Source organism: Ureibacillus yapensis, from assembly GCF_003515775.1.
Lineage (GTDB): Bacteria > Bacillota > Bacilli > Bacillales_A > Planococcaceae > Ureibacillus > Ureibacillus yapensis.
Genome location: NZ_QWEI01000003.1, coordinates 162,617 through 180,162, shown reverse-complemented (window position 1 = coordinate 180,162; position 17,546 = coordinate 162,617). Strand labels below are relative to the sequence as shown.

18 protein-coding genes are annotated in these 17,546 nt (G+C 38.0%); 11 read left to right on the top strand and 7 right to left on the bottom strand.

The annotated features are described in order from the left end of the window. Positions 1 to 44: 44 nt before the first annotated feature. The 5 genes from D1B33_RS08415 (at position 45) to D1B33_RS08395 (ending at position 4,761) form a co-directional block, all read left to right on the top strand. Entirely contained in the window at positions 45 to 857 is an 813-nt protein-coding gene (locus D1B33_RS08415; RefSeq protein ID WP_118875931.1) for a hypothetical protein, read from the top strand. 135 nt (positions 858 to 992) lie between these two features. After that, the gene (locus D1B33_RS08410; protein ID WP_158582947.1) at positions 993 to 1,865 is read left to right on the top strand and encodes a tyrosine-type recombinase/integrase; all 873 of its coding nucleotides are present in this window, start codon (positions 993 to 995) and stop codon (positions 1,863 to 1,865) included. 105 nt (positions 1,866 to 1,970) lie between these two features. After that, complete coding sequence (locus tag D1B33_RS08405; protein ID WP_118875929.1) at positions 1,971 to 2,399, top strand: GatB/YqeY domain-containing protein; 429 nt, start codon at positions 1,971 to 1,973, stop codon at positions 2,397 to 2,399. Positions 2,400 to 2,605: 206 nt separating this feature from the next. Then, entirely contained in the window at positions 2,606 to 2,791 is a 186-nt protein-coding gene (locus D1B33_RS08400; protein ID WP_118875928.1) for a transcriptional regulator, read from the top strand. Positions 2,792 to 3,057: 266 nt separating this feature from the next. After that, positions 3,058 to 4,761 carry a sensor domain-containing protein gene (locus D1B33_RS08395; RefSeq protein ID WP_118875927.1) on the top strand — a complete coding sequence of 568 codons (1,704 nt, stop codon included), beginning with the start codon at positions 3,058 to 3,060 and terminating at the stop codon, positions 4,759 to 4,761. A gap of 79 nt (positions 4,762 to 4,840) precedes the next feature. Here the strand turns inward: D1B33_RS08395 and D1B33_RS08390 are convergent, their stop codons facing one another. After that, positions 4,841 to 6,232: a nucleoside-diphosphate sugar epimerase gene (locus tag D1B33_RS08390; RefSeq protein WP_118875926.1), complete on the bottom strand. Its 1,392-nt coding sequence runs from the start codon at positions 6,230 to 6,232 to the stop codon at positions 4,841 to 4,843. A 432-nt stretch (positions 6,233 to 6,664) separates the two neighbouring features. Between D1B33_RS08390 and aspA the strand changes: the two genes are divergently transcribed. From aspA to D1B33_RS08375, 3 genes are all read left to right on the top strand, one after another. Next, positions 6,665 to 8,101, top strand: coding sequence for an aspartate ammonia-lyase (aspA, locus tag D1B33_RS08385; protein WP_118875925.1), 1,437 nt, complete (start codon positions 6,665 to 6,667; stop codon positions 8,099 to 8,101). A 56-nt stretch (positions 8,102 to 8,157) separates the two neighbouring features. Continuing rightward, positions 8,158 to 8,622, top strand: coding sequence for a VOC family protein (locus tag D1B33_RS08380; RefSeq protein WP_118875924.1), 465 nt, complete (start codon positions 8,158 to 8,160; stop codon positions 8,620 to 8,622). A gap of 125 nt (positions 8,623 to 8,747) precedes the next feature. Next, positions 8,748 to 9,077, top strand: a complete 330-nt coding sequence (locus D1B33_RS08375; protein ID WP_118875923.1) for a four-helix bundle copper-binding protein — start codon at positions 8,748 to 8,750, stop codon at positions 9,075 to 9,077. A 190-nt stretch (positions 9,078 to 9,267) separates the two neighbouring features. Here the strand turns inward: D1B33_RS08375 and D1B33_RS08370 are convergent, their stop codons facing one another. Next, on the bottom strand, positions 9,268 to 10,596 hold the full coding sequence (locus tag D1B33_RS08370) for a hemolysin family protein (protein ID WP_118875922.1): 1,329 nt from the start codon (positions 10,594 to 10,596) through the stop codon (positions 9,268 to 9,270). A 38-nt stretch (positions 10,597 to 10,634) separates the two neighbouring features. After that, complete coding sequence (locus D1B33_RS08365) at positions 10,635 to 10,979, bottom strand: MerR family transcriptional regulator (protein ID WP_233549436.1); 345 nt, start codon at positions 10,977 to 10,979, stop codon at positions 10,635 to 10,637. A gap of 337 nt (positions 10,980 to 11,316) precedes the next feature. Here D1B33_RS08365 and D1B33_RS08360 point away from each other — a divergent pair, with 337 nt between their 5' ends. Next, positions 11,317 to 11,700 (top strand): VOC family protein, encoded by a 384-nt coding sequence (locus tag D1B33_RS08360; RefSeq protein ID WP_118875920.1) that lies wholly within the window; start codon positions 11,317 to 11,319, stop codon positions 11,698 to 11,700. Positions 11,701 to 11,794: 94 nt separating this feature from the next. On the opposite strand, the gene D1B33_RS08355 is transcribed toward D1B33_RS08360, so the two are convergent. Beyond that, positions 11,795 to 12,385 (bottom strand): DUF421 domain-containing protein, encoded by a 591-nt coding sequence (locus D1B33_RS08355; RefSeq protein WP_118875919.1) that lies wholly within the window; start codon positions 12,383 to 12,385, stop codon positions 11,795 to 11,797. A 157-nt stretch (positions 12,386 to 12,542) separates the two neighbouring features. Here D1B33_RS08355 and D1B33_RS08350 point away from each other — a divergent pair, with 157 nt between their 5' ends. Next, the gene (locus D1B33_RS08350; RefSeq protein WP_118875918.1) at positions 12,543 to 12,926 is read left to right on the top strand and encodes a YkvA family protein; all 384 of its coding nucleotides are present in this window, start codon (positions 12,543 to 12,545) and stop codon (positions 12,924 to 12,926) included. A gap of 152 nt (positions 12,927 to 13,078) precedes the next feature. Here D1B33_RS08350 and D1B33_RS08345 read toward each other — a convergent pair whose 3' ends face one another. The 3 genes from D1B33_RS08345 to bioD are packed head-to-tail and all read right to left on the bottom strand — an operon-like array spanning position 13,079 to position 15,739. Next, positions 13,079 to 13,660 carry a biotin transporter BioY gene (locus D1B33_RS08345; RefSeq protein ID WP_118876080.1) on the bottom strand — a complete coding sequence of 194 codons (582 nt, stop codon included), beginning with the start codon at positions 13,658 to 13,660 and terminating at the stop codon, positions 13,079 to 13,081. A gap of 1 nt (position 13,661) precedes the next feature. Then, positions 13,662 to 15,050 (bottom strand): adenosylmethionine--8-amino-7-oxononanoate transaminase, encoded by a 1,389-nt coding sequence (gene bioA, locus D1B33_RS08340; protein WP_118875917.1) that lies wholly within the window; start codon positions 15,048 to 15,050, stop codon positions 13,662 to 13,664. Further along, positions 15,047 to 15,739, bottom strand: a complete 693-nt coding sequence (gene bioD / locus D1B33_RS08335) for a dethiobiotin synthase (RefSeq protein ID WP_118875916.1) — start codon at positions 15,737 to 15,739, stop codon at positions 15,047 to 15,049. Before bioD ends, bioA begins: the two co-directional genes overlap by 4 nt. Positions 15,740 to 16,406: 667 nt before the next feature. Here bioD and D1B33_RS08325 point away from each other — a divergent pair. Further along, complete coding sequence (locus D1B33_RS08325; protein ID WP_118875914.1) at positions 16,407 to 17,471, top strand: YkvI family membrane protein; 1,065 nt, start codon at positions 16,407 to 16,409, stop codon at positions 17,469 to 17,471. Positions 17,472 to 17,546: the final 75 nt, after the last annotated feature.

The following is a 17,546-nucleotide window of genomic DNA, read 5'->3' as shown; positions in this document are numbered from 1 at the left end:
AATTTGTGAAATATTATTAACATGATGGAAGTGGAGGGGTTGAAGTGATTGTCCATTCTTTAAGCGGACCCAGCGGAACAGGAAAGAGCACGAGTGCGATTCAATTTGCATATGACAATCGAATAGAAGCAATTATAGATGATGGTTTGTTAATTATTAATGGCGAAAAAAAAGCCGGTATTTCAGCCAAATTTGAAAAGAATACATTGACCGCTGTTCGAAGAGCTATTTTCCAGGATGATTTACATAAAGAACAAGTTTTGAAAGCAATGAAGGAGAATAACGTACGAAGCATTCTCATTATTGGCACATCCGATAAAATGACAAAGAAAATTGCGAAACGGCTGGAACTTGAACCTATCGATCATTTTCATCATATTGAAGATATTCGTTCTTCCAGAGAAATTCAGATGGCAAAATTCATACGGATCACACAAGGCAAACATGTAATGCCGGTTCCATATAAACAAGTAGAACAAAACTTTTTCAAACGGTTAATCCAGAGGGGATTGGAAATTTTTTCGAAAAATAAAGTGAAACTGGGAGAGACGACAATCGTCCAGCCGGATTTTCATCAAGAATTGATTGACATCTCTAAAAAAGTGTATATTGATTTGATTCAACATATTGCAAGGGAATATAAAGACTATATTAAAGTTGATTCGATTTCCTTTGTGATGAAAGATTATGAGCAAGTCATTTATTTATCCGTGTTCCTCAATTCTCCTGTTCATGAGGAAACAATGAAAAGTATACGTCTGTTGCAAAGAAGAATAATTGATGAATTTGTTCGTCATTTTGAATTTGAACCTTCAGCAATCAAAATTAGTATAAAAGGAATACTTAAAAAAGGCTGATTTTTCAGCTTTTTTTCTTTTTATCATTTGAATATTATCCGACATTTATTTTATAATGGATATAAGTGGACACACGCCCATTTTATTCATTAATACCAACTTTTTTTACGCTATGGTAAACAAGGGGAGATGAATGTGGATCAATATCTTGTTTTTTATCGAAGTTACTTAGAGTCAATTGGAAAATCACCGCATACCATTAAGCAGTATTGTATTGATACAGAACAATTTTTAAGTTTCATGCTAAAAAACGAGCACACTTTTGATACACCCATCAAGGAAATTGTGGCGGCTTATAACCAACAGTTGGAAGAAAATTATTCTTCGCCTGCAAGCATAAATCGCAAAAAGGCATCCTTAAAGCATTTTTTGCATTTTTTACAGATGCGCAATGTTATTGCTGAAATACCTGTACACTTATTAACGCCCTTAAAACAGCAAAAAGAAAAACTGAAATACTATACAAAACAACAAATTGAACAGATTTTAAATTATTGGTTTGAACTTATCGAAACAGCACTAATTCCAGAACATCGATGGTTGGCATTAAGAAACTTCTGCATCGTTAATATAATGGCTGAATTAGGAACGAAACCGTCGGAAGTAACCAGGATGAAGTGGACGCATTTGAAGCAGCAGGAAATCACCATTCTCCAGAGAAAACGTATTAGGACGCTTTGTTTATCAGATAGCATGATCGATTGGCTGGAGATTTACAAAAATGAAACCAAAAGTTTGCTGCCATCAAGTGAAAATGCCGCGTATATGTGGCTGGGACTCGGCAATAAACAAAATGAACCGATTACCGTCAAAACAATCGAAAGAATCTACAAAACCATTTCAAATCAGGTAGGGTTTAAAGTAACGCCTACCAGTATGCGCTATACACTGATGAATTCAGAAGTAAAAACACACCAAGATGAACAGTTAAAAGACTTGTATCTTCGCTATGGCTACGCACGGAAAAGCGTATTGGTCGACAGAGTCAACCGATTTAAAGAAAATTAAGCGAGGTTTATATTCTTGCATAAATCCCAACATTGGCGAAGATATCAATTTTCCACTATATTTAAAAGTGAATAACAAGTTCTGGATAATGAGAGGAAGATTTGCATGTTAAAGGAAATAGTATTTGAACAATTAAAAACCGCAATGAAAGAAAAAAATGTCCTGGCAAAGGGAGTATTGCAAATTCTAAAGTCGGCACTGGATCTAGCAGAAAAAGAAAAGGGTGCTGCATTGTCGAGTGAAGAAGAAATTGCCATCGTAAATCGTGAAGTAAAGCAAACCAACCAATCATTGGAAGGCGCTAAACAAGCGAACCGGGCGGATCTAATTGAGCAGGAGGAAGCAAAATTGGAACTATTGAAAAGCTTCCTGCCAAAACAATTGTCTGAAGAGGAAATTGCTTCTGCACTTTCTGAAGCCGGCATCAACAAAGAGATGAACATGGGGGAAGCAATGAAAATTGCAAAACCGCTGCTTGCCGGCAAAGCAGACGGAGCAACGATTTCAAAAGTAGTAAAAGAATTAATTTCATAAAAATCCGGCAAGGATTTAACGTCAGCGTTTTACTTTGCCGCGGAAAAAGACGGTGTCCCAAGACTATGAGGCACCGCCTTTTTTATGGGGAAAAGACAAAAAAATTTTACTTTCTTTTCAGAAAATGAGTTGACGAACAAAATAACCTGTACTATATTAGTATTAATAAATAAAAACTGTTATATAACATATTGGAGGGAAAGTAGATGTCAAAATATCGTGAAGGCTATGAATATTATGTTGCAAAGTGTATGGATTTCGGTCTAGAACCAATTAACTTTTATTATTACGTTTTGCATTTATCCCGAGAACAGCTGGATGCTTATAATGAACAAGCAAAACGAATGAATGGGAGTTTGTCGGAAGAACATGGTCTGCCAAGCTGGGTTTAGCCCCAATGCTATTTGCAGATATCGCAAGGAGGCGTGGTTTTGAAAATTCGATTGTCAATTAAATACGTCAATTAGCAACCTTATTTGATATCTTTCAAGTAGGGTTGTTTCTTTTTGAAACAGAGTGACTTATTCACCACACCAATATCATCATATTGTCACAAAAATAATACAAAATTAGACAATACTCTTGTATAATAAAATGTAATACTAGTTAAAAATAATTATTGTGTGAGAGCTGATCCATTTGAGAATGGAGGGACTTTATGAATGATCATCTGCAATTGACGACAATATCCAAAATTGACCATACATATGAAGAACTGAAAGAGATAAAAGCAGCATTGGATGAAGCCGTCATATTGGCCGTTACCGATGCCAAAGGAACAATTAAAGCAGTAAATGAACGATTTTGCGAGATTTCAAAATATCGCCCTGATGAGTTAATCGGCCAAAATCATAGAATTTTAAACTCCAATTTTCATTCCAAAGATTTTTTTAAAATTATGTGGAAAACAATTGGTAAAGGGCAAGTTTGGAATGGTGAAATTTGCAACCGTGCAAAAGATGGGTCACTGTATTGGGTTCAGACGACTATTGTTCCATTTTTAAATGAAAAAGGGAAACCATACCAATATATCTCGATACGAACAGATATAACAGACCAAAAGAACATTCAAGTTATCACGCATTTTGCTAACCATGATATCTTGACAGGTTTGCCGAATCGCCGATCTCTTTCGCAAAATTTGCATCAGCTGATCGAAAAGAGCCATGAATCACAATCAAAGTTTGCATTATTCTTTATAGATATTAATCGCTTCCGTCATATTAATGATGCATTAGGCCATAATGTGGGCGATATGTTCTTGCTGGAAGTGGCTGAAAGATTCGGCTCAATCGAGGACGATGGAAAATCCTTCTATCGATTAAACGGAGATGAATTTGTTTTTTTGCTTGAAGACATCGGTCAATTGGAAAAGACCGCAAAAACATTAATCGAAATGTTTGAAAAACCTTTCATCCTAAATCAAAACGAAATTTATTCGAGCATAAGCATGGGAATTTCTATTTATCCGGACCATGGTTCGGATGTTGAAAGTTTGCTCGTGAATGCGGACTTGGCCATGTATGTGGCCAAAACTCGAAAAGGGAATCAATATAAAATTTTTGAACATAAATTGCATGGCAAAAATGATTATATTCTCATATTCGAATCCAAGCTTCGCCACGCCATAAAAGAAAATACCCTGGAGCTGCATTATCAACCAAAAATTGATGCGAAAACGGAAAAACTGATCGGTATGGAAGCGCTGCTGCGATGGCGAGATCCGGAATTAGGGCAAATACCGCCGAGTGAATTTATCCCTTTTGCGGAAGAGTGTGGATTAATTCATGACATAGGGGAATGGGTATTAAGAAATACAGCGCTTCAAATAAAAGAATGGGAACAACAATCCGATTTTAATGTAAGGGTAGCTGTCAATATCTCCCCCTTGCATTTCAAGAAAGTGGATTTTGTTGAACGGCTTGTAAAAATTATGGATGAAACAAAAGTGCGTCCTGAGCATCTTGAAATTGAACTGACCGAAATGAGCATGATGGATTATAATGAAGAACTAATCAATAAAATCAATGAATTGAAAAAACTCGGTTTCACAATTGCAATTGATGATTTTGGGACAGGTTATAGTTCATTGGGATATCTGAAGGAATTTCCGATTGATACACTCAAAATTGACCGTACCTTCATCGTTAATATAAATCAAGGGGAGTCGGGAATTGCTATGGTTGCTGCCATCATATCATTGGCACATGCGCTTAAATTAAAAGTGGTCGCTGAAGGTGTCGAAACAGATGTAGAACTCGAAATCTTAAAGCGCTATAATTGCGAATATGTGCAAGGCTATTACTATAGTAAACCGCTAAACGCAACAGAATTTACTAGCAAATTTCAAAATGAATTTTAGGAAAACTCGATAGAAAAGTACACAAACCAAAAAGGTTTTCTTGTAAGGTATCGCTACAAGAAAACCTTTCCTCATTCGCTTATTGGCTTAATAATTCCTGCAATCGCTCGTATTGCTCGTCGCCAATGGCATCATAATACTGAAACAATAAGTCTGAATCGACCTTGATCATATCTTTATAATTTAAGTACAGTTCTTCCGTTAAATGACGGATTATAATCGGAACTGGCTTGTTGTGATTAAAATGTTTCAAATACTTTTCAATAAAATCTTCGGAAAGCCCACACCATAAATTATCGCCCAATGCTTCAAAGTTGATATAAGATAGGTGGGCAGCCAGAAATTCCTCTGTTAAATATTCGTTATATTGGCAGGCGGCTTGCCAATCGATTTTATCGCGGTAGCGGTGCAGCCAATGCGGCTCCAAAATGGCGCTCATCAATCGAATCTGTTCATGTGTATATTGGGCGAAATGTTCGTCCATTTCCTTATTGGTACGCTTTCGGTAGCCCATATCATCATAAATCTGGCTTGCAAATGAGGGAATTCCTTTAATCATATGTTCGCTTCCCGGCCATTTATATTGCCCACGGTCAAATTCAAAAAATTGATAGTCCACAATTTCCTCTTCTTCTTCCATTTCCTCATCGTCCAGCAGGTGGATCGTGCTGTACTCGCTAAAATAAGTTTCATCTTCAATAAATAATTGGATTTCTTCTTCAAAATGTTTGTTGATTTTTGCATTTTGCTTTTTTAATTCATTGACAATATAAGTTTTGAATGAAGCAGAAAGCCTTGATAATACCGGATAATTATATTGCAGCGAGGCAACATCGACTAATTCCAGATGCTCGATTAGATATTGCTCTGTCAACTGGTCGCATGCGTAGCAAACATAGGCAAAATCGACGTATGGCAAAAACGCTTCAAACTCGCTTGGGTGGAGTTTCACGAGATTATATCTCCAAAAGCAATAATCATGGATGAATTTTTTTGATATGGAAGGATTCCATTCCAGTAGTTGATTCATATCAATTTCGTCAATGATGGGACCAACATAGGATGGAATTGATTTTACATCAAAATTTTCCGGAATGCTCAATTTTTCCAAGGCTTTTCGAGGACTGAATTTTCTTTTGCGGCTTGGATGTGTTTTAAGGCTGTAAGTGCCGATTGAGCCCCGTTCATCCAATAAGATATAGGCCAACTCTTGCCGCTGGTCTCTGGTTAGTTTGATGTTTTTAGGGAACTTTACGGAAGCATAGTATGTAATATTCGCCATATCATAGAAAAATTTATAGTCGCCTTCAGGTGTAAAGTCAGATTGTGAAGTGTTTTTTTTCCAATATAAAAGAGCCCCATTTATCGGTGGATAATTGGAAAATTGGATATTTGCAATTGAAAAAATATTATGTGAGAGAGAATCATCATAAACTGTTTTTATAAAGTCGATTTTTTTAATTTTTAGCATGCTTGCCCTCCATAACTTCATTATATTTCACTGGAACGAGAAATTATAGCAATAAGTGCGGCATCACAAAAAAATCTGATGCGAATTCTATTCTATAATAGCAGAGTTGCACCACTCTATTAACATATTTAGAAAATTTTCGCTTTAGAACTAACTGCTCAAATTTTCAGGCTTTAATCCAGATATTTCCAACTAATTTGTTTACTGGGAAAAGTGAAAGGGAATGAAAATAAATAAGAAGTCTTATGTTTTGATTGATTAATTTCTGCACTTCCTTGATTATATACTTGTAAGAGTACGTTTGCTTTTGTTAAATCAGAGAAAATTCTTGGCAAGGGTATTCGTACATTCAAGCATTAACTTGAGATTTCTATTTAAAGCAGGAATAGCTAATGCACCTTTGTATAAAAGATAGAAATGGAGAATAGTAGAATGGAACTGAAAGATTTTCGTATTGAAAAGGATTTTTTGGGAGAAAAACAAATACCGAATGATGCCTATTATGGTGTGCAAACGATGAGAGCGATTGAAAACTTCCCGATTACAGGTTATCGAATTCATCCTGTGCTGATTAAATCGCTTGGAATGGTTAAGAAATCAGCCGCTTTAGCCAATATGGAAACAGGGATGCTGGATCAATCTCTAGGCAAATATATTATTGAAGCATGTGATGAGGTAATTACCGGCCGTTGGAACGATCAATTTATTGTGGATCCCATCCAGGGCGGAGCAGGAACTTCCATTAATATGAATGCCAATGAAGTGATTGCGAATCGTGCGCTGGAACTGATGGGAGAAGAGAAAGGGAATTATGATGTGATTAGCCCGAATAGCCATATTAATATGTCCCAATCCACAAACGACGCTTTTCCGACAGCAACACATATTGCGATTTTGAACTTAATGAATGAATTGCTGGATTCCATGAAAACTATGCACAAAGCATTTGTGGAGAAGGCTAAGGAGTTTTCCGGCATCATAAAAATGGGCCGTACCCATCTTCAAGATGCCGTGCCGATTTTGCTAGGGCAGGAGTTTGAAGCTTACAGCCGTGTGGTTTCCCGTGATATCGACCGCATTTCCTTATCAAGACGCCATCTTTTCGAAGTCAATATGGGGGCAACTGCAGTAGGTACAGGTCTAAATGCTGATCCTGACTATATTGAGGCAGTTGTGAAAAATCTGGGCGAAATAAGCGGCTTATCGTTAAAAGGCGCGGAACATTTAGTCGATGCTACCCAAAATACGGATTGCTATACAGAAGTGTCAGCCTCACTAAAAGTATGTATGGTGAATATGTCAAAAATCGCAAATGACTTGCGTTTAATGGCTTCCGGACCAAGAGATGGCTTATATGAGATTATGTTGCCGGCACGTCAACCTGGATCCTCCATCATGCCTGGAAAAGTAAATCCCGTCATGGCGGAAGTCGTAAACCAGGTAGCTTTCCAAGTGATTGGAAATGATTTGACAATCTCTGCTGCTTCTGAAGCCGGCCAGTTTGAATTGAATGTCATGGAACCCGTATTATTCTTTAATTTAATCCAATCAATTTCGATCATGAGCAATGTGTTCAATGTATTTACCGAAAAGTGTATAAAGGATATAAAGGCCAATGAACATCATTTAAGAGAATATGTAGAAAAAAGTGTTGGCATTATAACAGCCCTGAACCCGCATATCGGATATGAGCGGGCAGCACAGATTGCAAAAGAGGCGCTCACTACGGGTGAATCGGTTCGCGATCTTTGCATTCAATCCGGTGCTTTAACAGCAGAACAGTTGGATAAAATTTTGGACCCTTACGAAATGACGCAGCCGGGTATTGCAGGCGGCAAATATCTTGTAAACAACACAATGGTAAAGTAATTATATAAAAATAGTCGGCAGTGCAATCCATAGAATGTTGGGGGAGAAGGGAAACCATGATTAAAGGGCTTTATGAGGCACACTTGCCAGTTGGCGATTTGGAAGTTTCCGTTCAGTTTTATCAAACATTGGGTTTGGAATTGGCATGGCGGGATGAGGAAACCGTCTTCTTCTGGATAGAAAAAGGAAGAAGTTGGCTTGGATTGTGGGAAGGAAAGGAAGTCGGAACGCCTTATCATCCTTCTTTAAGGCATATCGCTTTTCGAGTGGAATATGAGGACTTGAGAAACTCTTTAAACTGGCTTAAATCCTTGGAAATTGAGGCGGTGCCTTTTGGAAAAAGAGAATCGGTTGAACCCTTTGTTAGACCCAATCAAGGAAATGCATCTGTCTACATCAAAGATCCGGACGGAAACAGCCTCGAATTAATGTGCACAATAGAAGTACCGGATGACTTAAAACATAGTACCAAAAAGTTGTCACTTGAAGAATGGGAAAGAATTATAAGTGGAAAGAAATAAAAACTGGTATTCTTTTAACTAAAACTCCCGTTTTCGCAGCTATTCCAGATACCCCCTACAAGTATGTTTTAGGAAATTTGGTTGAGGGTACTAGAATAGGGAGCAAAACAGAAGGAGGAATTGCCATGACCAATGGACAATATCAATCTGTCATCGAAGCCCTGCATGAGTGCATGGCTGCATGCAATCAATGCTATGACGCCTGTTTAAAAGAAAAAGATGTTCATATGATGGCCGAATGCATCCGACTGGACCGGGAGTGCGCGGACATTTGCGCTTATTTTGAGCAGGCCATTAGCAGAGGAACCCCATTTATTTCGGAATTGGCTAAAGTATGTTCGATCATTTGTGAGGCATGCGGAAATGAATGCAAAAAACATGATCATGAACACTGCCAAAAATGTGCGGATGCTTGCTTAAAATGTGCAGAAGCATGTAAAAGCTTAGTTGCTTAGAATAGTAGAGCAACAAGGATTCAATTGCTGAGGCAATCATCAACGGCTAAACGGGGTGTTAGTTCGTGAATGTGGCTAATGGACCCCATTTCTTTTGATGAGAAGGGTGCTTGCAGTTCAATCCCGACAGAAAAAGCGCGGAGTCTCTAGTCTTATGAGACACCGCGCTTTTTTGATTTAATGCAGGAAGTTACAATTCGGTGGATTCACCATCTGCAGTTTCTCTTTTTTTAACTCTAATATACTGTATTTGTTGTCCTTCTTTTTGGTGGATAGAAAAGTCGTATCCCAGATGGGCAATGGTTTTGGACAAATCTAAATCAGTGTCCTGTGTATAATACCAACCACCGAGTGTATCAATTCCATCGATATCGAAATCAACAAACAATAGCTTTTCGACATCGCCAAGCAAGACCTTCGAATCGATGATATAGTGTTCCTCACTGATTTGGCGAATATCAGGAATTTCTTCAGCATCAAATTCGTCGCGTATTTCCCCAACGAGCTCTTCCAAAATATCTTCTACCGTTACCATACCGCTTGTGCCGCCATATTCATCCATCAGAATACCAATATGGATGCGCTCTTTCTGCATTTTTTGCAGCAGATCATGAATCGGGATTGTTTCGATTGTTCGAACAACAGGATTTATATAATCGGACAATTTAAAAGTTTCGGGTTGAATACGATTATTCATGCCTTGGGTCAGGAAGTCCTTAATGTTTAGGAAACCGATAATATTATCCCGGTCGCCTTCATAAACAGGATATCTTGTATATTTTTCTTCGGATACAGTTGTTAAAACTTCTTCAAAGGAAGCGTCTAGTTCGAAGCCGACTATATCCGTACGAGGCACCATAATTTCTCGTGCAATTCTATCATCAAATTCAAAAACATTATTGACGAATTGCAGCTCGTTCATATTAATTTCCCCGGATTTATAGCTTTCGGAGAGCAGGATTCGAAGCTCTTCCTCAGTATGGGAGAGCTCTTGTTCCGATGCAGGTTTCACCCCAAATAATTTGAGCAATAAGCGAGCGGAACCGTTTAATATCCAAATGAACGGATACAATATCTTATAGAAAATTTGAATTGGTTTTGAAAATGCCAACGTGACTGCTTCGGCTTTTTGAATGGCAATCGTCTTTGGCGCAAGTTCCCCAACAACCACATGCAAGAATGTTGCAATAATAAATGCAGCTCCAATTGTAAACCAGTGAATATAATCGGTTGGTATACCAAGCGATTCAAACAATGGATGCAAGATGAATTCGAAAGTTGGCTCTCCTACCATACCTATTCCCAATGCGGTTACGGTAATTCCAAGTTGGCATGCCGATAAGTATTCATCCAAATGCGCTGTAACTTGTTTAGCTGCAAGCGATCCGGCTTTTCCTTCTGCCACGAGTTGGTCTATACGAGATTGGCGTACTTTTACAATCGCGAATTCCGTTGCTACGAAGAACGCTGTTAACGCAATTAATAGCGCAAAGATAATTAAATAAATGGTTGTTGACAATAGAATGTCCTACAAAAAAATGTAGAACAGTCACCTCCTTATTGTAATAAAAGTATTAAAGATTGTATTAAAGACACACTTTCCGGTGTCACTTTTTGTTTTAATTGCTGTTTTTCTCTCTCGTCCAGATTTTCCATCATCTTGGAAACATCCTTTTCCAGCTTCTTCATTTGCAGGCGAATTTCATGAATGTTAACTTCTTCAAACGGTTTACTTTCTGTTGTTTCGTTTCCTATTAGTTTGGCTATTTCCGATAGGCATTTTCCGGAATTCTTTTGTTCTTCAATCCAATGAATTCGCTCAACCATTTCGACGGGATACAATCGATAGTTGGATGGGGAACGATCCATTTCCAGCAACCCAAGATTTGTGTAGTAATCGATTGTACGTTTCGTGACGCCAGCTTTATTGGCAAGATCACTGATTTTTAGTTTATCCTTCCCATTAAATCACCCCGAACCATCACGTAATATTTAAAAGTGTAACGTGATAGTTAAGGATAAGCAACTAATATACTTTTTTATATTGTATAAAAAGATAGTTTTCGTTTTGCTAGAAGGGGATTTATTTCGGTATTGAAAATTTTATAGTTTGAAAAGATTATGGTAAGGAGTACACTATTGTTAACGGAAGCTTTATAAAATGAGGTATTATAAACAGTGCTTCGGTTTACTGCTTGGAAGTGGACTATAAAACGCAATTGTCTAAGGAGGCAAAAAAATGAAAATCATTGTTACAAGTATTTTCGTCGATGACCAAGATAAGGCTTTGGAGTTCTATACTAAAACGCTTGGCTTTATAAAAAAACATGATGTGCCTGTCGGGGAATTTAGGTGGATTGCCCTTGTTTCTCCAAATGAGCAAGAAGGTACCGAACTTATACTCGAACCGAATAATCATCCAGCGGCCCAAGACTATCAAAAGAAACTATTTGAAGATGGCATACCGGTAACCATGTTTGGTGTGGAAGATGTTCGCGAAGAATACGAACGGTTGGTGAAACTCGGAGTAAGGTTCACGACAGAACCAAAGGAAATGGGTGATGTTACGCTGGCAGTTTTTGATGATACATGCGGAAATCATATTCAGATTGTGCAAAAGTAACTTAATCTTCGCCCTGTTCCTTCATTGGGGCGGGGTTGTACCCACCCTTACATAAAGGTGATGTTATTCACGAACCCACATAAAAATTGAGCATTCATTGTAAATGCTTGGGCGGTTCATCTTCATTCTGATGAAAGGTTTCGGTAAAAATATTATCCTGGGATTGGTTATTGGCCTTTACAAGTTGTCCGCTTTGGATAAAGTGGATGAGTTTTTGAATATCTTCTTTTGTGGCAGGCTGCTTTTCAAGTTTTAAAGTATACCCGATTTGACCATTCGCTTCCAATGTTGCATATTGGACATCTTCAATGCTTGCAATACCTGCGTTGCGCAATCGTTCTTCTAACTTGTCAACGGTTAACCTCAGTTTTTTTAAATTTTTCTCCATAAGAACGCCATTTTCAATAACGGGTACCGCTTTACCGGAAAAGGCAGATTCTACTTTATCGAATTTCATTTCGAATAATTCGGTGATAATTAGAAAAAGAACCAATAATGCAGCTATCCCAAATGTAGGCCAAAGTCCATTGCCAGAAACCGGTTGTATCAGCAATGTACCGATGGCAATCATCATAACCGTTTGCGGGATGGTCATTTGGGAGATAGTTTTTCTTCCACCGATTCGCAGTATAATCATTCCCACAAAAAAAATAAGAAATGTTTGCCAAACCAGACTTAAACTCATTGTTTGTTTCCCCCTTTAATAACAATATTATTTTTCCAATTATTGAAGATGCAGGCTTTAATTAGTATTTAACAATCAATTGAAATACTAAACATTGCCAGCAAGGTTATCTGAAATTTATAATAAATGTAGGGAAATGTTGATTGGAGATAAAAATATGTTTGCAAAAATCAAGATGTGGGCAAGAAATTTAAAAAAGAAAATATTTATTTTATACTTTGCCAGCAAGGATGAAAGAGTACCATGGTTCGTTAAGCTCTTCACTTTGTGTGTAGTAGCGTATGCATTCAGTCCAATTGATTTTATACCAGATTTCATTCCTGTGCTTGGTTATTTGGATGACGTCATTCTTCTTCCGTTGGGAATAATGCTTGCCTTGAAGATGGTCCCGAAAGAGGTGTTGTCTGACTGTGAGCATAAAGCGGAAGTAATGATGAACAGCGATAAGCCAAAGAACTGGATTGCTGGTTCAATCATTCTGTTGGTTTGGAGTTTTATTCTGATTTGGGCCACTTGGCAAATTTATGGATTTTTCTCTTGAAGATTTTAAGCATAACAAGCAATTTAAGAAGGAAGCACTTTCAACAATGCAACAAACAATCCTTAATATGGATTGAGGATAGCAATTGTTGAAAGTGCTTTTTCTATGTTTAGGGGAATGGGAAAATAATTCGAGTCTTAAAAAATGAGAAGTTAAGCAACTGTTTCTTTTTGGACCGCCACTCTCTGATCTTTACGATATTTATGGAAAACAGAATATAATCTTTTCGCTAGAACACCGGCAATGATTGAAATGAGAATATCGCCGGCAATGGCATATACAAAACCAATCATCAAGACATAGGACCAGCTGCTTTCAATCCCCATCCATACGTTCAGAGCCAGGTAGAGATAGGGTACACCGATGGAATAGACAATGAACAGACCGGCAAGATTAGAAAAGATAAAATGATAGGTTTTCGGGTTCTCTACTTTTTCCAAAATCCGGCCGACCACAAAAGCGCCGGCAATATAACCCAATAAATACCCAAAGGTAGGTTGCAGAAAATAGCCAATCCCGCCCCCTTGGGTGAAAACAGGAAGTCCCGCCAGGCCGATTCCCACATAAGCCACCTGACTCAACATCCCTTTTTTGCTTCCTAGCAAACTGCCAGCCAAAAAGACAAACAAGATTTGCAGTGTAAACGGGACATAAGGGATGGGGATTTTAATAAACGCTCCAATCGCTGTTAAGGCAGCAAACAAAGCCATTGCTACCAATGAATTCGTCGGCATTTTATTCAACTTCCAGCACCGCCTCTGACAGTGAATCTTCGAAGAATTGCATTATCGCCTCAAATGTTAACTCCAGCATGGTCTGGATTTCGTCTTTCGTTATTACATAGGGCGGCATAAAGTACAGAATGTTTCCTAACGGCCTTAAAAGAAGGCCGTTTTCCAGGGCAATTCGGTAGATTTTATATCCAATTCGATCTTCGCTTGGGAAAGGTTCTTTTGTTTCTTTATCCTTGACTAATTCAATTGCGCCCACCATACCAGTTTGACGATATTCTCCGACAAACGGCAAATGACAGAACATTTTTTCGGCCAATTCTTGCATAAAAGCACCTTTTTCTGCGATGATTTGTAAATACTCTTCTTCTTCAAAAATGTTAATGACTTCAAGAGCGACCCGGCAAGCTAATGGATTTCCTGTATAACTATGAGAATGCAAAAAAGCTTTCATAGTGTTGTAGTCATCATAGAAAGCGCCATACACTTCTTCATTCGTCAACACAACCGATAATGGCAGATATCCTCCTGTAAGCCCTTTTGATAAACACATGAAATCTGGCGTAATACCTGCTTGGTCACAGGCAAAAAGAGTGCCTGTACGACCGAATCCAACAGCAATTTCGTCTGCAATCAGATGGATATCATATTGAACACATAAGTCCTTTAAACCTTTTAAATAATAGGGGGGATACATTTTCATGCCCGCCGACATCTGGATTAATGGTTCAATGATCATCGCGGAAATCTCCTCATGATGTTGTTTGAATTGTTCTTCTACAAATGACAGGCAGGGCGCAGTGCAATGCTCGGGACTTTGGTTGAACGGGCATCGATAACAGTCCGGTCCTTGAGCCCGAATCGTATCCAATAACAGCGGTTGAAATACCTTATTATAAAGATCGACGCCACTCACTGAAAGTGCCCCGATTGTTTCGCCATGGTAGGCATCTGTTAACGCCATAAAGCGCGTTTTATGGGGTTTATTTTTTTGCATGTGGTATTGGAAGCTCATTTTCAAAGCAACCTCAACGCTGGATGAGCCATTGTCGGCGAAAAATACTTTCGTTAAGCCTTCAGGAGAGATTTGCGTCAGTTTTTCTGCCAAGTAAATTGCCGGCTCGTGTGTGAAATTGGCAAATATAACATGCTCCAATTGAAAGGCTTGCTCGCTTAGAGCCTTGCTGATCCGTTCGTTGCTATGTCCAAAAAGGTTAACCCACCAAGAAGAAACTGCATCAATATATTGCTTTCCATTCTCATCGTATAAATAAATGCCTTTCCCGCTTTTAATGACGATAGGGGGAAATTCCTCATAATCTTTCATCTGGGAACATGGATGCCACACATGGTTTAAATCTCGTTTTTGTAAACTTGATAGATTGGGAATCATTTATAAAACACCCTTTCTAAAAATTCTGAATTCAATAGCGGGATATTTTTTATATCTGAAGGATTGTTTAATCTGGGAATCGTCATGGTAGGCAGATCTGTGATGTGCTGGATGGATCTTATATTATCCGACTCAATATCAGTTCCTTGGAATGCATTGAACACGATACCGATTATTGGAATTTCTCTTTCTTTTAGAGCTTCAATTGATAATAACGTATGATTGATGGTACCCAGCGTTGTCCGAGCGACCAATATTACCGGCAACTGTGACTCTTTGATTAAATCGATCAAATGATAGTCGCGTCGGTCATCCAATGGGACATAAAGACCGCCCGCGCCTTCGCAAATCAAGTAGTCATAAAGCGGTTTTAAGTTTTCAAGCTTGTCTAAAATAACCTCGGACTCAATGATTGTATTTTCCAATCTTGCTGCAAAATGCGGAGAAGCGGCTGCTTTAAATGAATAGCTGTTTAAATGTTCTTCTACTAAAACTTCCTTACTAAATGTTTGATAAAATGTTGTGTCACCATAATAGGACTTGCCATTTTCAATGATGATCCCTGTTTGCACAGGCTTATAAGGTACAACTTTTTTTCCTTGGGCTTGGAAATAGCGCAAAAAATACGTAGTGATCAATGTTTTTCCAATATCCGTATCGGTTCCTGCTATCCAAAAGTGTTGTGTCATAAAATTACCTCTTTCAATTTATGTTAACTAACAGTAAAAATAGGTTAACACAAGTTGGTTAAACTTGTAAATAGATGATTGAGAAGTGAATAGATAAAGGAGGAATTGCATAGGGGTCAGGAAGTTTATACGAAATAAAATGAGTACATCCTTGTTCACAGCTAGAGGCAATCGTTTATGAAATAAAAAAACCATCCGGATCATCGGATGGCAGACTTTAAGAACATTGAAAAATAATGTGTTTTTTTATGGTATGTTGTAGTTTAAATACAATTGTATTGAAAACTTCATGCTTGTATGATTGTAATAAGGCTTTTTTTAGTTTAAAATTTTTAAAAAAGGAATCGATTTGTTGGGTAACGTATCGAAGAACTTGCTCTTTATAGAATAGTTTTTTCTTGATGATTTTCTCCTGGATTTCATTTGTAAGATAATAAATGAATTGAAGAATCGTAAATTCTGTATTCCCGCAATATTCCGAAATACTCATGCAGCACATCCCCTTTGTGTATTAATTTTCTGAAAATTTATAATAAATTAACATTATTGTAATCTTTTCAGAAAATTAATCAACCTTATCGACAAAAGAAGTCAAAAACTTTATCCATCAAATTTTTTCAGCGTGAAAAGCCAGCAAAATGTTTGTCGGAAATGAAAGGAAAATGAGATGAAAAATGTATTAAGAATCGGAAGCGCCTTTATTGGAGTCATTGTTGGCGCTGGGTTTGCTTCCGGGCAAGAAATATTGCAATACTTTACTAGTTTTGGCATATTGGGCATTTTCGGAGCCATAACGGCAACTGTTTTGTTTTCATATATTGGTATGATTCTTGTATGGCTCGGCAGTTATACGAAAACAATATCCCATAAAGATGTTATTTATAGAATCAGTGGACGGTACCTAGGTCTACTGATTGACTATATTCTTATCTTTACATTGTTTGGTGTTGGAGTGGTAATGATTGCCGGCGCAGGATCGAACTTGAACCAGCAGTTTGGATTGCCGTTCTTTGTTGGTACAACCCTTATGACCGCAATCGTCCTATTGACAGGATTATTAAAGGTAGATCGTATTGTTTCCATTATCGGAAGTATTACCCCTATTCTCATTATTTTTGTTGTCTTTATCTCCATTTACAGCTTATTGACGATGGATGGAACGTTTGCCTCGCTTAACGAAGCAGCGCAATCAACTCCTACAACTCTTCCAAACTGGTTTGTTTCCAGCATTAATTATGTTTCATTCAACGTGGCGGTTGGAGCTTCTATGTCCATTGTTATGGGAGGAGCCGAAAAGAACCCAAAAACTGCTGCAATGGGGGGACTTGTTGGGGGATTGGTTTTGGGAATACTGATTATCTTGATTCATTTAGCCATTTTCTCGAAAATCGAAGAAGTAGGCGCATTGGATATGCCGATGCTTGGTATTGTTAGCAATTTATCGCCTGTTCTGGGACTGCTGATGGCATTGGTTATATTCGGAATGATTTATAATACCGCAATTGGAATGTTCTTCTCTTTTGCAACGCGTTTTGCGGAGTCTGGCACAAAGAAATTCAAAATCTTCTTTATCATCACGATGATTGTGGGCTATATAGCAAGTTATGTTGGCTTTACTGATCTAGTAAGCTATTTCTATCCGCTGATCGGATACCTCGGAATTGTCTTGATTTTTGCCCTCGGGATTGCCCCTTATGTAATCAAGAAACAGGACTCAAGAAAAAGTAAATAAACATTGATTTTATCTTATGGAAAAGGGGAGTTTCTAAAATGGAAACGTCCCCTTTTCATTACTCTTGGATTTTCT

Excerpts from the sequence above, each read along its gene's own strand:
- D1B33_RS08405 (WP_118875929.1), top strand. The coding sequence starts at position 1,971 with ATGTTAAAGGAAATAGTATTTGAACAATTAAAAACCGCAATGAAAGAA.
- D1B33_RS08400 (WP_118875928.1), top strand. The coding sequence starts at position 2,606 with ATGTCAAAATATCGTGAAGGCTATGAATATTATGTTGCAAAGTGTATG.
- D1B33_RS08395 (WP_118875927.1), top strand. The coding sequence starts at position 3,058 with ATGAATGATCATCTGCAATTGACGACAATATCCAAAATTGACCATACA.
- D1B33_RS08390 (WP_118875926.1), bottom strand. The coding sequence starts at position 6,232 with ATGCTAAAAATTAAAAAAATCGACTTTATAAAAACAGTTTATGATGAT.
- aspA (WP_118875925.1), top strand. The coding sequence starts at position 6,665 with ATGGAACTGAAAGATTTTCGTATTGAAAAGGATTTTTTGGGAGAAAAA.
- D1B33_RS08380 (WP_118875924.1), top strand. The coding sequence starts at position 8,158 with ATGATTAAAGGGCTTTATGAGGCACACTTGCCAGTTGGCGATTTGGAA.
- D1B33_RS08375 (WP_118875923.1), top strand. The coding sequence starts at position 8,748 with ATGACCAATGGACAATATCAATCTGTCATCGAAGCCCTGCATGAGTGC.
- D1B33_RS08360 (WP_118875920.1), top strand. The coding sequence starts at position 11,317 with ATGAAAATCATTGTTACAAGTATTTTCGTCGATGACCAAGATAAGGCT.
- D1B33_RS08355 (WP_118875919.1), bottom strand. The coding sequence starts at position 12,385 with ATGAGTTTAAGTCTGGTTTGGCAAACATTTCTTATTTTTTTTGTGGGA.
- D1B33_RS08350 (WP_118875918.1), top strand. The coding sequence starts at position 12,543 with ATGTTTGCAAAAATCAAGATGTGGGCAAGAAATTTAAAAAAGAAAATA.
- D1B33_RS08345 (WP_118876080.1), bottom strand. The coding sequence starts at position 13,660 with ATGCCGACGAATTCATTGGTAGCAATGGCTTTGTTTGCTGCCTTAACA.
- bioA (WP_118875917.1), bottom strand. The coding sequence starts at position 15,050 with ATGATTCCCAATCTATCAAGTTTACAAAAACGAGATTTAAACCATGTG.
- bioD (WP_118875916.1), bottom strand. The coding sequence starts at position 15,739 with ATGACACAACACTTTTGGATAGCAGGAACCGATACGGATATTGGAAAA.
- D1B33_RS08325 (WP_118875914.1), top strand. The coding sequence starts at position 16,407 with ATGAAAAATGTATTAAGAATCGGAAGCGCCTTTATTGGAGTCATTGTT.